Here is a 13,803-nt window from a genome sequence, read left to right on the forward strand (position 1 = left end):
CCCGTCCACCCCGGCGGTGTCGGGCGCGCCGGGCGGCGCCTGCGCCGCGGGGCGCGTGGGAACGGGTGCGGGCGCTCCCTGCGCCGCCGCGGGGGCGGCCAGCGTGCACAGGAGCAGGCCCCGGACGAGGGGTGTCTTCAAAGCGTGGCTCTCCTCCGGAATCCGGCGGGCGCACGGCGCGCCCCGCGGCGGATTCCCCGGGTGTGGTTTCAGTTCGGGACGACGTCTGGAACCGGGCCGGACGGGTGTCCGGCGTGAGGAGGCTACGCCTTCGGGGGGTGGAACGGCGGGGGGGTGGGGAGACGGGCGGGGACGGCCTCGGCGGCCGGGAAGGGCGCAGTGCCCCGGGCGGAGAGCTCCGCCCAGGCCACGGACCGCGCCGGCAGGGGGACCGGCATGCAGGAGCCGGCGCCGCCGATCGCGAAGAGGGGGCAGGCCGGCGCGTCCGGCCGGGCGTCGTCGGAGCCGTGGGACGGCTGCGTCCCGGCGTCGCCCATGGGGCACTCCGGGTCCGCCGACGGGGCCTCCGCGGCAGCCGCAGACGGCGACCGCCCCCCCTCCGGTGAGCACGCGGCGGCCCATGCCCCCTCGGCCGTGGTGACCACGAGGAGCAGGAGCGCCAGGAGCGCGACCAGGGGACGGGAGCGGATCCGCATGGGACGTAACCTAACCCCGCACGCCGGAAGGCTCAAGCGGAAGATCCCGGCGGCTGCGTGGGGGAGTTCCCGACGGCGCGGGCGGCCGGTCACGGCGCCGCCCTCCGCAGGAGCTGCGCGTTCACGGCGACGATCACCGTGCTGAGCGACATCAGCACCGCGCCCATGGCGGGCGAGAGCACCACACCCCAGCGGTACGCCACCCCGGCCGCCAGGGGGATCGCCACCACGTTGTAGCCGGCCGCCCACCAGAGGTTCTGCACCATCTTGCGGTAGGTGGCCTTCGACAGCTCCACGATCCGGGCGACGTCGCGCGGGTCGCTCCGCACCAGCACCACGTCGCCCGCCTCCACCGCCACGTCGGTCCCGGCGCCGATCGCCACGCCGACGTCCGCCGTGAGGAGCGCGGGGGCGTCGTTCACGCCGTCGCCCACCATCGCCACGCGCTTCCCGCGCGCCTGGATCTCGCGGATCCGCTCGGCCTTGTGTTCCGGGAGCACCTCGGCGAACACCGTGTCGATCCCCAGCTCCGCTGCCACCGCCTCCGCAACGGCGCGGGAGTCGCCCGTGAGCATCACCACCTCGATCCCGGCGTCGTGGAGCCGCCGCACCGCCTCGCGCGACTCCGGCCGGACCGCGTCCGCCGTGGCGAACCCCGCCAGCACGCGCTCCCCTTCCAGCAGGTAGACGGACGAGCGCCCCGCCCCGGCGGCCCGGTCCGCCGCGTCGCGGAGCGAGGGCGGGAGCTCCACCCCCACCCTGCGCAGGAGGTTGGGCCCGCCCACCTGGAAGTCGCGCCCCTCCACCTGTGCGCGGACCCCGTGCCCCGGGATGGCCTCGAAGCCCACCGCCGGGGGGACGGTGAGGCCCCGCTCTTCCGCGCTCCGCACCACCGCACGCGCCACCGGGTGCTCGGAGTCGCACTCCACCGCCGCGGCGAGCCGCAGCGCCTCGTCCGGGGAGGTCCCGTCCGCGGCCGCCACGTCCACCACCCGGTGCTCGCCCAGGGTGAGCGTGCCCGTCTTGTCGAACACCACCGCCTGGAGCCTGCGGGCCTCCTCCAGCCCCCGCCGGTCGCGCACCAGCAGCCCTCCGCGCGCGCCCACCGTGGTGGAGATCGCCACCACCAGCGGCACCGCCAGCCCCAGGGCGTGGGGGCAGGCGATCACCAGCACGGTCACCATCCGCTCAATGGCGAACGCCGGCTCCGCCCGCGCCACGAGCCACGCCACCAGCGTGAGGACGCCGGATGCGAGCGCGATCCAGGTGAGGTGGAAGGCGGCGCGGTCGGCCAGCGCCTGGGCGCGCGAGCGCGAGCCCTGCGCCTGCTCCACCAGCCGCATGATCCCCGCGAGCGTGGTCCACTCGCCGGTCCCGGTCACGCGCACCCGGAGCGACCCCTCCCCGTTGGTGGTCCCGGCGATCACGGGGTCGCCCTCGTCCTTCCGCACCGGCCGGGACTCGCCGGTGAGCATCGCCTCGTTCACGGCGCTGGAGCCGGCGACCACCTCGCCGTCGGCGGGGACGGCGGCGCCGGGGCGCACCAGGACCACGTCGCCCTCGCGCAGCTCCGGGATCGGCACCTCCTCCGTCCGGTCGCCCACCACGCGCACGGCGGTGTTGGGGAGCAGCTTCGCCAGCTCCCGGAGCGCGCCCTGCGCCTGGGTAATGGAGCGCATCTCGATCCAGTGCCCCAGCACCATGATGGCGACCAGGGTGGCCAGCTCCTCCCAGAGCGGCATCCCGGGGAAGCCCAGCGTCACGGCGGCGCTGAAGACGAACGCCACCAGGATGGCGAGCGAGATCAGCGTCATCATCCCCGGGAGCCGGTCGCGAAGCTCCCGGACCGCCCCCTGGATGAAGACCCGGCCGCCGTACAGGAAGACCGCGGTGCCGAAGACCGCCGGGATCCAGTGCGAGCCGGGGAACGCGGGGGCATGGTATCCGAGCGCCGACTGGAGCATGTGCCCCCAGATCAGCGTTGGGATCGTGAGCAGCAGCGTGACCCAGAACTTGTCCCGGAACATCTCCGCGCTGTGCCCGGCGTGCTTGTCGTGCCCGCCGTGTCCCCCGTGCGCGCCGTGGCCGTCCGGGTGCCCGCCCGTGTGCGGCACCTCGGGGTGCTCCGGGTATCCCGGCTCCACGGGCGCCCCGGGGGCGCCGTGCGAGCCGTGGGTGTGGTCGTGCCTGTGCTCGTCCATGCCGCACCGTCCCATGTGCAAGACCTGCCGGGCCGCCACGGGGAGGCGGCCCGGCGCCCCCGCTACGCCAGCCGGATCCGCCGGAGGCGGAGGCTGTTGGTGACCACGCTCACCGAGCTGAAGGCCATGGCCGCGCTCGCCAGGATCGGAGAGAGCAGCACTCCGAAGAACGGGTACAGCACCCCCGCGGCGATGGGGATCCCGATCACGTTGTAGACGAAGGCCCAGAACAGGTTCTGCTTCATCGTCCGCATGGTGCGCCGCGACAGCTCGATGGCCGACGCCACCCCGTGCAGGTTGCCGCGCACGAGGGTCACGTCGCTCGCCTCCATGGCGACGTCCGTCCCGGTGCCGATGGCGACCCCCACGTCCGCCTGGGCGAGCGCGGGCGCGTCGTTGATCCCGTCGCCCACCATCGCCACGATCTTCCCCTCCCCCTGGAGGCGCTTCACCTCGGCCACCTTCCCCTCGGGGAGGACCTCGGCGACCACGCGGTCCACCCCCGCCTCGCGCGCCACCGCCTCGGCGGTGCGGCGGTTGTCGCCGGTGAGCATCACCACCTCCAGCCCCATCCCCTTCATCCGCGCGACGGCCGAGCGCGAGCTCTCCCTGACGGGGTCCGCCACCGCCACCAGCCCCGCGAGCCGGCCGTCCACCGCCACGTACATGGGCGTCTTGGCCTGCTCCGCCAGCCGCTCCGCGTCGCCGCGCAGCGGGTCCGTCCGGACCGCGTAGTCGTCCATCAGCAGCGCGTTGCCGATGGCGATCGCCCGCCCATCCACGACGCCCACCGCGCCGCGCCCGGTCACCGCCTCGAAGCCCTCCGCCGTCCACAGCGCGATCCCGCGCTCCCGCGCGTGCTGCACGATGGCGTCGGCCAGCGGGTGCTCGGACGAGGCCTCCAGCGAGGCCGCCAGGCGGAGCAGCTCCTCCTCGGAGGCCACCACCTCGCCCCGGGCGCCCGGCGCGAGCGCCAGCTCCGTCACAGTGGGCCTCCCCTCGGTCACGGTCCCCGTCTTGTCGAGCACCACCGTGCCCACGTCGCGGGCCCGCTGCAGCGCTTCGCCGCCCTTGATCAGCACGCCGGCCTCGGCGCCCTTCCCCGTGGAGACCATCACCGCCGTGGGGACGGCCAGCCCCATGGCGCACGGGCAGGCGATGATCAGCACCGCCACCGTCGCCGCGAAGGCCCGCACCGCGGGCGCCGCGTCCACCGTCACGAACCACACCACGAAGGTGGCGATGGCGATGGAGAGCACGATGGGGACGAACACCGCGCTGATCCGGTCCGCCAGCCGCTGGATGGGGGCGCGCGAGCCCTGCGCCTCGCGCATCAGCTTCACGATCTGCGCGAGCACGCTGTCCGCGCCGAGCGTGGTGGCCCGGTAGCGGAACGCGCCGGTCCGGTTGATGGTGCCGCCGATCACCCGGTCGCCGGCCTCCTTGCGCACCGGGAGAGACTCGCCGGTGAGCATGGACTCGTCCACCGCGCTGCTCCCGGAGACGATCTCGCCGTCCACCGGGACCCGCTCCCCGGGGCGGACCACCACCACGTCGCCGTGGCGCACCTCCTCCGTGGGCACGTCGGTCTCCGCGCCGCCGCGGAGGACGCGTGCGGTCTTGGGCTGCAGGTTCGCCAGCGACCGGAGCGCCGCCGAGGTCTGCCGCTTGGCGCGCGCCTCCATGGCGTTCCCCAGGAGGATGAGCGCGATGATGAAGAGCACCGCCTCGTAGTACACGTCCGGCGCCACGCCGCGGGCGACGAAGAACCCGGGCGCCACCGTGGCCGCCACCGAGTACAGGAAGGCCGCCCCGGTCCCCACCGCCACCAGGGTGTTCATGTCCGCGGAGTGGTGGCGGAAGGCCGCCCACGCCCGGGTGAAGAAGTGCCGCCCCGCCCAGGCCATCACGCCCAGCGTGAGCACCAGGAGACCGTAGGAGAGGACGGGGGCCGGCACGCGGTAGAGCCACGGCAGGGCGTCCTCCAGGACCGGGCTCAGCCACTCCATCGCCCAGCGCATGAAAGGATCCACGGTGATCCCGTGGCTCCCGTGCTCCCCCGCCGCCATGAGCGGCATGGACACCACCATCGACACCAGCGCCGCGACGAAGCTCACCGACGCCTTCAGGCGCAGCTCCCGGAACTCCTCCTCCTGCGCGCGGTCCTGCACCTCCTGCTCCTGGAAGGCGGTCTGGTCCGGCCGGGCCAGCTCCGCCCCGTAGCCGGTGGAGCGGATCGCCTCCACCAGCGCGTCGGGGCTCGTCGCCGCCGGGTCGAAGTCCACCGTGGCGTTCTTGAGCATCAGGTTGACGTTCGCCCCCTGCACCCCGGGCTGCTTCTCCAGCGTCCGCTGCACGCGGCCGGAGCAGGCGGCGCACGTCATCCCGGACACCGGGATGGTCACCTTCGCCGCGGCGCCGCGGCCGTCCCCGCCCGGGTGCGGGAGGGCCGCCGTGCCCCCCCGCCGCTCCGCCTCCGTTCTCGTCGCCATGGTCCGCTCTCCTTACGCTTCCACGGTGAGCCTGCCGCGCAGCATGCTCATGCCGCAGGTGAAGTCGAAGCTCCCCTCCCGCTCCGGGGTGAACTCGACCGCCGTCTTCCTGTGGGCCGGGAGGAACTTCCGGATCCCGAACTCCGGGATCACCACCTCCTCCGAGCACCCGGAGGTCTCCTGCCGGTCGAAGACCAGGCGCACCGGGGTCCCCCGCTTCACCCGCAGGTGGGCGGGCTCGTAGCCGCCGCGCACCGTGACGGTGACCTCCTGCACCCCGCCCTCGGCCACCGCCGCCTGCGCGGAGGTCCGCCCGGCGAAGAAAAAGTACCAGTTCACCCACCCGATGGCGGCGAGCCCCGCCGCGATCACCAGCCAGTCCGTAGGGCTCATTGCCGCCTCCCGGCCACGCAGTGCCCGCAGCTCGTTCCGGTGATCGCAATCGTCGTGCGCTCCATCGTGTCCTCCTCGTGTGAGGTGCCGTGGAACAATCCACGAGGACCAATCTACATACCCCCCACCCCTATGTCAACACTCGTTGCGCCGGACGGCGGACGCCCCCCGCTTTCCGGGATGCAAAAATGTCCTACCGCCCCCCGGGGGGCCGTAGGGCTCGTTTTCCGCCAGGCAACGTGCTACTGTACGCCTGGGAACGCTTGCGGCGGCCGAGACCACACCCGGACGCCCCGCCCTCCACGCACGCACCCAGGAGGAGGAAGAGATGCCTGCTCGTATCCAGGATCGCACCACGGACGGTCCGCCGTTCGCGCGGCGCACCGCCCGGCTCGGGAGGGGCGCCCTCGTCCGGGGCGCGGCGGCGCTGGGGCTCGCGGCCCTGCTCCCCGCCCTGCTTGGCGCCTGCGCCCGGCGCTCGCCGCTCCTGCACCCCGAGGGGAGGATCGAGGCTCCCGCCCCCGAGACCTTCCGCGTGCGCTTCGAGACCAGCCGGGGGCCCTTCGTGGTGGAGGCGCACCGGGCGTGGGCGCCGAACGGAGTCGACCGCCTGTACCACCTGGTACGCATGGGCTTCTACGACGACACGCGCTTCTTCCGGGTGGTGGACCGCTTCATGGTGCAGTTCGGGATCAGCGGCGATCCGCAGGTGTCGGCGGCGTGGCGCGAGCGGGCCATTCCCGACGACCCGGTGGTGAAGAGCAACCGCCGCGGCTTCGTCACCTTCGCTACGTCGGGGCCGAACACGCGCACCACCCAGCTCTTCGTCAACTACGGCGACAACCTGTTCCTCGACTCGCAGGGCTTCGCGCCCATCGGCGAGGTGGTGGAGGGGATGGACGTGGTGGAGAACCTGTGGCGGAGCTACGGCGAGGGGCCGCCCCGCGGGAGCGGCCCCGACCAGTCGCGCATCTTCGCGGAGGGGAACGCGTACCTCCAGCGGGAGTTCCCGCGGCTGGACTACATCGAGTCGGCCCGGATCGTGAGCACTTCCCCCGCCCGGCAGTAGGGCCGGCGCCCGGGCCCTCAAAGCGAATCACCCCCTGCGCGGTACACCGCGCAGGGGGTGAGCTTCACCTGTCCGGGCCGTCCGTTACTGGCCGCAGAGCGCGTACGCCCGCACCGTCCCGTTCTGGTTCGCCCCGAAGGAGATCACGTTGGCGCTCCACGTCGTGGCGTTCGAGGGGAAGGACGTCGCCACCGCGAGCGAGCCCCCCGTGACCTCCACGCCGCCGCCGAGCAGCTTGCCGGTCGTGCAGACCGCGGTCGACGCCGTCGAGCGGTTTCCGTTCGAAAGACCCGCGACCGTGACCAGGTTGCCCTGCACCACCGTCACCGAGCCGACTACGCCGGCGGGACCGGCCGGGCCCTGCGCGCCGGTCTCGCCCGTGTCGCCCTTCGGGCCGGCGGGACCGACGTCGCCCGTGTCGCCCTTCGGACCCTGCGGACCGATCTCGCCCTGCGGGCCTGCGGGGCCGGCCGGGCCGGCCGCACCCGTCTCGCCGGTGTCGCCCTTGTCGCCCTTCGGGCCCTGCGGGCCGACCTCGCCCTGCGGACCGGCGGGACCCTGAGGACCGGTGGCGCCGGCCTCGCCGGTGTCCCCCTTGTCGCCCCTGGGACCAGCGGGGCCGGCCGGGCCGGTGTCTCCCGTGTCACCCTTCGCGCCGGTGGGACCAGCCGGGCCGACGTCGCCCGTGTCCCCCTTCGGGCCCTGCGGGCCGACAGCGCCGTCCGCGCCGGCAGGACCGGCGGGCCCCTGTGGACCGGCTGCACCGGCCGCACCCGCGGGACCGGCAGGCCCCATCGCACCGTCGGCGCCGGCAGGTCCCTGCGGACCGGCTTCGCCCTGGAGACCCTGCGGGCCGGCCGGCCCCTGGATCCCCTGCATGTTCCAGCTGAACTCGATGTGCTTGCCGTCCGTGCACTTCTGGGGCGCGTTCCTGGTCTTGATGCGGTACACCGCCCCCGTGGAGGGCACGTAGCACGCGTGGATCAGGTTCGGATCGCTGCTCTGCGCGGCGGCGGGAGCAGGGGAGAAAGCCACGGACGCCATCCCGGCGGAGATCACGAGACCGGCCATCCAGAACGTACGCGCAGCGCGCCCGACTCGGGGATTGTACATGATCGTTGGCAAGAGAAGAGGGTAAGCCTGCGACGAGGTGGAGATCCGGGCCCGGGCTCCACCGCCCGTGGTGCTACTCGGCGTCACCGCTGATGATCTGACCGGCGCGGACCAGCACGAGATCGATGGTTCCTCCATCTTTCAGGTCGCCCGCCCGGTCCAGCACCGCTCTCGCCGCCGTGAGCTGCGCCTGCGCCTGCGGCAGGCGGCCCGCCTGGAGGTTGAGGCTGAGCGCGGACAGCATGGGTCCGAGCTGGGCTGCGACGCCCGGGTCGTCCAGCGCCGGGAGGATCCGGGCGACCGCGTCGTCCGCGGCGGATGCGAAGTCGGACACGGATTCGGACGGGGGGGACTTCGGGCTCTCCCTGACCGCGGGCGGGGCGGTGGGAGCGTCCACCTGGCATGCGGCGCTGGCCAGCACCACCGCGAGGGGGAGGACTGCGAAACGCTTCATGACCGTCTCCTTCGACATGAGGGGTTCCCGGCCGTTGCGCCGGTGGCGCCCTTCTTCGGTAGCCCGGCCGTCTCGGAGAGACCCGTGGCTTTGCGGACCGGCCTCGCGGCCGGGGTGCCTTTGTCGGAGGGAGTCGAGCTGCCAGCGAGCGGGATCCCGGAGCGGCGGGGGCCGGTCGGCGGGGGCGCTCGGAGGGGGATAAGGCAGGTGGCGTTCCTCGCACCACCGCAATGACTAAACTGTTGTCGTACATCATCTTGCGTCCGACGAAGCCAGGTCGGCATCGGAGGCGGATGTGCCAGTGTGGCCCAACTTTTCGAGTCGTCAGCCAGAACCCGGCGTAACCCCTTGCAACATCCTGCTTTACGGCGTTTCCCGGCCACCGGGCGGGGTGGGACACGGCTGGGACACGATTGGATCGGCGCCACACCCGCGCGGCGCCCCAGGGGGTTTCCGCAGAGCATCCTCCAAACGAAACCGCCCCCAGCCATCGGCGGCTGGGGGCGGTTCTGACCTTGGAGCCCGGATACGGCCACTGCCTCAGTCGGCGCTCCAGTCGAGCAGCACCGGCCTGCACCCGATCGTCGCGTGGCAGGCCGTGTGCTGCAGCGTCTGGTTGGCGAGCAGGTTGCCGGTCGTGTTGATCGTCGAGAAGTCGATCGTCCACCCCTCGTAGGTGAAGCCGCCGCTTCCCTTGGTCGTCTTCTTCTGCGCGTTGTAGTGCACGGCCGCCGTGACCGCCTCCGTGAGCACCATCTCCCCGGTCTCGGCGTCTTCTCCGGCGAACCCCTGGAAGTTGAGGTTCTGGCTTCCGCTGCTCGGCAGTACCCAATTGACGAACATCTGGAAGTCGAGGACCTCGCCTCCACCGCTGCCGTAGCACTGCGCGTGCGGCTTGTCGGAAGTGGTGTTGTCCTCCGGGTTGCGCCAGAAGCCGGGCATCACGACCCAGTTCGTCTTCCTGCTCGACGAGGAGAAGCACTCCCCCTTGCCGTTGTTGCCCGGTCCGCTCGAGCGGTAGCCGGCGGCCCCGCCCGTGCTGATGACGATCTGGGCGTTCAGGAGCGTCATGGGGCTGGCGACCCCGAACGAGCCCGACTCGGGAGCCGTGACCGGGTTCGCGAGGTCGGAGCAGGCGGTGAACGCCAGTACGGCGAGAGGGAGGAAGGCGAGCTTCTTCATGGAGGTGTCTCCTACGACAGTTGGGTTCCCGGCGACCGGCCGGAGTGACCCTTCTTCGGTAGCTGGACTATCTCGGGTTCTACCGAGATCCCCGGCTTTGCGGACCGGCCTCGCGACCGGGGTGCCGTTGTCGGAAGGAGCGACACTGGATGCAGCGGAAGTGCTGATCGTGTCGTGCCCCGGAGCAGGGCAAGCGCCAAGCCCGCCACGGCACGCTCGGGTAAGCGCATGCCACCGAACCATTTAGATCAAAACGGCACGCCACGCGCCCCCGCGCCCGCTGTGCCACATTGGCTCAGGGTCGTTCCGGGCGAATGCCGGTGCGACTCCGCATCCAGTTGCGGATCATATGGTTACGGCGGAAGGGAGGGAGCGGGGGAGGGGTGGGACATGCCTGGGACAGCCTGCTGGCCCGTACGACAGGCGCCGCGCTGCCGGTCAGGCCCGGTCGGCCTGGGGGAGGAGCCCGTACTCTTCCAGGCGGCGGTAGAGCGTGCGGCGGGGGACCCCCAGCTCCTCCGCGGCGCGGGACCGGTTCCCGCCGCAGCGCCGGAGCACCTCCAGCGTGTACTCGCGCTCCAGCTCGGCCAGGGTGAGATGCCGCTCCGCGGCGGCGCGGACCCGCTCGTTGCGCAGCCCCGCCACCGCCAGCTCGGAGGGGAGGTCCTCCGGGCTCACCTCCGCGGAGTGGGCGAGCACGGCCGCGCGCTCCACCACGTTGCGCAGCTCGCGGACGTTGCCGGGCCAGGAATAGGCGACCAGCGCGGAGAGCGCGGCGGGGGAGAAGCGCATCTCCTCCCTCCCCTCGCGCTCGGCGAACTCGGCCAGGAAGCGCTCCGCCAGGAGGGGGATGTCGGTGGCACGCTCCCGGAGCGCGGGGATCTCCAGCCGGAGCACGTGGATCCGGTAGTAAAGGTCCTCGCGGAAGGCGCCGTCGCGGATCCGCTGCTCCAGCTCCCGGTGCGTCGCGGCGACTACCCGGGCGTCCGAGTGCCGCGTCTCCACGTCGCCCACCCGCCGGAACTCGCCGGACTGGAGGAACCGCAGCAGCTTGGGCTGCAGGTGGAGCGGCAGCTCGGCCACCTCGTCCAGGAAGAGCGTGCCGCCGTCGGCGGCCTGCACCAGCCCCACCCGGTCGCGGTCGGCGTTGGTGAACGCCCCGCGCACGTGGCCGAACAGCTCCGACTCGATGAGGTGCTCGGGGATCGCCCCGCAGTTCACCGGTACGAAGGAGCCGCGACCGCTGGCCCGGTGCAGCGCGTGGGCGAAGAGCTCCTTCCCCGTCCCCGTCTCGCCCGTGATGAGCACCGAGGCGGGCGACCGGGCGATGCGGGCGACGCGCTCGAAGAGCCGGACCATGGGTCGGCTCCTGCCGATGAGTCCCGCCAGGTACCCTCCCGCCGTCCGGCGCGCGCGCGCCTGCTCGCGCCGGGAGCGCGACTCTTCCAGCACCCGCGCCACCGCGGCCAGGAGCGCCGGGGTGCCGAACGGCTTGGTGAGGTAGTCCGCCGCCCCGGCGCGGGTCAGCGCCACCGCCCCCTCGATGGAGCCGAAGGCGGTCACCGCGATCACGGGGATCTCGGGGAACGCGCCGCGGACCTCCGCCAGCAGCTCCTCGCCGCGCATGCCGGGCATCATCAGGTCGGTGACCACCAGGTCCACCGCCTGGCTCTGCAGCGTCTCCAGCGCCTCGCGCGCGTTGGCGGCGGCGGCCACGTGATAGCCGTTCGCTTCCAGCACCTCGCACACCAGGGCGCGGAGCGAGTCGTCGTCCTCCACCAGGAGCACCCGCTCGCGTGCCTCCGCCCCGCTCACGGGTGCACCTCCTCGGCGGCCGGGACCCGGCCGGCGGGGAGGGAGACGGTCGCCCGCACCCCCCCGCCGGAGGGGGCCTCCAGCGCGATGGACCCGCCGTGCTCCTCGACGATCCCCCGGCTCACCGCCAGTCCCAGCCCCGTCCCTTCCCCCACGTCCTTCGTGGTGTAGAAGGGCTCGAAGACGTGGGCCAGGTCGCCGGGCGCGATCCCCGGGCCGTTGTCCTCCACCACCACGCGCGCCTCGCTCCCGCTGCGCTCCACCGCCACGGTGAGCCGCCGCCCCGCTCCCGGACCCGCCGCCATCGCCTGCACCGCGTTGCGCAGCAGGTTGAGCATCACGTGGCTGAGCAGGGTGGCCTGCCCGTGCACCACCACGGCCTCCTCCGGGGCTCGGACCTCCAGCTCCACTCCCGCCGCGCGTGCTCGTGCGTCCACCTGCTCCACCGCCCCCGCGACCACCTCCCGGAGATCCACCGGCGCCGGCCGGATCCCCCGTCGGCGTCCCACGTGGAGCAGCCCCTCGATGAGCTGGGTGATCCGCTTCACCTCGGCGGCGATCCCCTCCGCGTTGCGGCGGGCCGCCTCGCTCGCCCCCGGCTCGGTCGCCACGGCGTCGGCGCGCATGGCGATGACCGCCAGCGGCGAGCCCAGCTCGTGCGCCAGGCCGCCGGAGACGCGCCCGACCACCGCGAACTTCTCCGCCTCCCGCAGACGCCGCTCCAGCGCCACCCGCTCCTCCGTCTCCTGGACCAGGCGGCGCTCCCGCGCGTCCAGCTCCGTCACCATGGCGTTGAAGGTCTCCGCCAGGTGCTGCAGCTCCCCCGCCCCGGGGCCCAGGCGGATGGGCTCCGGCGGGTGGGGCCCGCCCAGCGCGCGGATCCCCCGCAGGATCTCCCCCAGGGGAAGGGAGAGCGTGCGGCGCAGGAGGAGGTGGACGATGAGCGCCGTGGCCGCAGCGAGCATCACGGTGAGCACGGAAAGGCGCAGCCGGGTGTCCGCCACCTCGCGCTCGATGAGGCTCGCCCGCCGCGCGACCAGCACGCGGGCCGCCGGCGCGTCCGCCGGGAGCGCCACCCAGCGCACCCGCATCCCGCAGTCCGCCCACCCGCGGACGCCCACGGGGTCCGCCCCCGCCCGCCGCTGGATGCTCCGCAGGCACGCCGGGTCGCCGGTGGCCCCGCCCGCCAGGACCCGCCCGCGGTCGTCCGTGACCGCCGCCACGATCGTCTCCGGGTCGCCCACCACGTCCTGGAAGACCCGGTCCAGGTCGCGGAAGCGGCGGTCGCGCACCGCGTTGTCGGTGACGATCCGGAGCGTGGAAGCGAGCGTCTCCGTTTCGCCGATGAGCGCATCGCGGAGAAGCTGCACCCGCTGCTCCAGCGTGATGGCGGCGTACGAGAGCATGATGACGGCGAAGGAGGCCCCCAGGACGAGGGCGAGCCGGGTGGAGATCCGCATGCGGCTGGTTGCCTGGTGGAGGCGTGGTGGGGGTCCGTCCGGCAGCAAGGTAGCATTCCCTCCGCATGGGGGGAAGCTTCGGCGCGATGCGGCCCGGCACGGGGGTACCCAAAAGGGCCCCGGGGATCCCCGGGGCCCTCGCCTCCACCGTCGCATCCCGCCGCGGCGCGCCGCGGCTCCGGAACAGGCTCGGCTAGGCGGCCCGTCCCACGGAGGGGAGCGTGGGGCGCGACACCGCGTCGCAGCCGTCGCGGACGCTGCGGCAGTCGCAGTACATCACCTCGTAGGGCGGCTTCGACTCGGTCTCGGCTCCGCAGTAGAGGCACACCAGCGCGGTCGCGCCGGCGCCTCCTTCCATCAGTCTCATTCGGCTCACGTGCTCTTCCCGTCTTTCCTGTAGCCTGCCTTCGACGGCAGCAATGAAAAGAGCCGTCCCCATCCGGAGACGGCTCCCGATCCGTCAGGCCGTGCCGTGCGGCTCAGCCGACGCGGACGACGTTCTCGGCGGCGGGGCCCTTCTGGCCCTGGACCACGTCGAACTCGACCTTCTCGCCCTCGGACAGCGACTTGAAGCCGCTCCCCTGGATGGCGCTGTGATGGACGAAGCAGTCCTTCTGGCCGTCCTCGGGCGTGATGAAGCCGAAGCCCTTGTCGTCGTTGAACCACTTCACGGTTCCGGTGGTACGCATACCGTAACTCCCTTGTTTGTTACCGACTGTCGAGGTGCGGTATCTCCGTACTCACCGACCGTCTGTGATCTGCGGGCATGATCGCCCCCCGCATCGGGCGTTTCCGGGCAAACAAAAAGGACCCGGGACAGTAGCATCCCAGGTCCGCTTCGCACTCTGGTGTTCGGGCCGCGAGGCCGTATTCGCTTGCTGCAGTCCCAAATGTAAACGTTCGGGAGGCCCCTGTCAAGGCGCAGGCATCTCACCGGGCGGGCGGCTCCGTCGGAACCGCCCGCCCGC

At 73.0% G+C, this 13,803-nt stretch carries 12 protein-coding genes and 2 riboswitches; of the genes, 1 reads left to right on the forward strand and 11 read right to left on the reverse strand.

Going from position 1 to position 13,803, the window contains the following annotated elements:
• Positions 1 to 263 precede the first annotated feature (263 nt).
• The 4 genes from VGR37_20735 to VGR37_20750 form a co-directional block, all read right to left on the reverse strand.
• Complete coding sequence (locus VGR37_20735; protein HEV2149837.1) at positions 264 to 656, reverse strand: hypothetical protein; 393 nt, start codon at positions 654 to 656, stop codon at positions 264 to 266.
• Positions 657 to 745: 89 nt separating this feature from the next.
• Positions 746 to 2,857 (reverse strand): heavy metal translocating P-type ATPase, encoded by a 2,112-nt coding sequence (locus tag VGR37_20740; GenBank protein HEV2149838.1) that lies wholly within the window; start codon positions 2,855 to 2,857, stop codon positions 746 to 748.
• Positions 2,858 to 2,919: 62 nt separating this feature from the next.
• Positions 2,920 to 5,349, reverse strand: a complete 2,430-nt coding sequence (locus VGR37_20745) for a heavy metal translocating P-type ATPase (protein HEV2149839.1) — start codon at positions 5,347 to 5,349, stop codon at positions 2,920 to 2,922.
• Positions 5,350 to 5,361: 12 nt separating this feature from the next.
• On the reverse strand, positions 5,362 to 5,742 hold the full coding sequence (locus VGR37_20750) for a cupredoxin domain-containing protein (GenBank protein ID HEV2149840.1): 381 nt from the start codon (positions 5,740 to 5,742) through the stop codon (positions 5,362 to 5,364).
• A gap of 328 nt (positions 5,743 to 6,070) precedes the next feature.
• Here VGR37_20750 and VGR37_20755 point away from each other — a divergent pair, with 328 nt between their 5' ends.
• On the forward strand, positions 6,071 to 6,811 hold the full coding sequence (locus VGR37_20755) for a peptidylprolyl isomerase (protein HEV2149841.1): 741 nt from the start codon (positions 6,071 to 6,073) through the stop codon (positions 6,809 to 6,811).
• 84 nt (positions 6,812 to 6,895) lie between these two features.
• Here the strand turns inward: VGR37_20755 and VGR37_20760 are convergent, their stop codons facing one another.
• The 7 genes from VGR37_20760 to VGR37_20790 form a co-directional block, all read right to left on the reverse strand.
• Entirely contained in the window at positions 6,896 to 7,882 is a 987-nt protein-coding gene (locus VGR37_20760; protein HEV2149842.1) for a hypothetical protein, read from the reverse strand.
• A 115-nt stretch (positions 7,883 to 7,997) separates the two neighbouring features.
• A complete protein-coding gene (locus VGR37_20765; protein ID HEV2149843.1) occupies positions 7,998 to 8,378 on the reverse strand; it encodes a hypothetical protein in 381 nt (126 codons plus the stop codon).
• A 54-nt stretch (positions 8,379 to 8,432) separates the two neighbouring features.
• A riboswitch (cyclic di-GMP riboswitch) is annotated at positions 8,433 to 8,507 on the reverse strand.
• 411 nt (positions 8,508 to 8,918) lie between these two features.
• Positions 8,919 to 9,560, reverse strand: coding sequence for a hypothetical protein (locus tag VGR37_20770; protein HEV2149844.1), 642 nt, complete (start codon positions 9,558 to 9,560; stop codon positions 8,919 to 8,921).
• Positions 9,561 to 9,614: 54 nt separating this feature from the next.
• A riboswitch (cyclic di-GMP riboswitch) is annotated at positions 9,615 to 9,696 on the reverse strand.
• 302 nt (positions 9,697 to 9,998) lie between these two features.
• Positions 9,999 to 11,375, reverse strand: a complete 1,377-nt coding sequence (locus VGR37_20775; GenBank protein HEV2149845.1) for a sigma-54 dependent transcriptional regulator — start codon at positions 11,373 to 11,375, stop codon at positions 9,999 to 10,001.
• The gene (locus VGR37_20780) at positions 11,372 to 12,835 is read right to left on the reverse strand and encodes an ATP-binding protein (protein HEV2149846.1); all 1,464 of its coding nucleotides are present in this window, start codon (positions 12,833 to 12,835) and stop codon (positions 11,372 to 11,374) included. Before VGR37_20780 ends, VGR37_20775 begins: the two co-directional genes overlap by 4 nt.
• Positions 12,836 to 13,028: 193 nt before the next feature.
• On the reverse strand, positions 13,029 to 13,211 hold the full coding sequence (locus tag VGR37_20785) for a hypothetical protein (GenBank protein HEV2149847.1): 183 nt from the start codon (positions 13,209 to 13,211) through the stop codon (positions 13,029 to 13,031).
• A 103-nt stretch (positions 13,212 to 13,314) separates the two neighbouring features.
• On the reverse strand, positions 13,315 to 13,524 hold the full coding sequence (locus tag VGR37_20790) for a cold-shock protein (GenBank protein HEV2149848.1): 210 nt from the start codon (positions 13,522 to 13,524) through the stop codon (positions 13,315 to 13,317).
• Positions 13,525 to 13,803: the final 279 nt, after the last annotated feature.

Source organism: Longimicrobiaceae bacterium (assembly GCA_035936415.1).
In the GTDB taxonomy this organism is placed as follows: Bacteria; Gemmatimonadota; Gemmatimonadetes; order Longimicrobiales; family Longimicrobiaceae; genus JAFAYN01.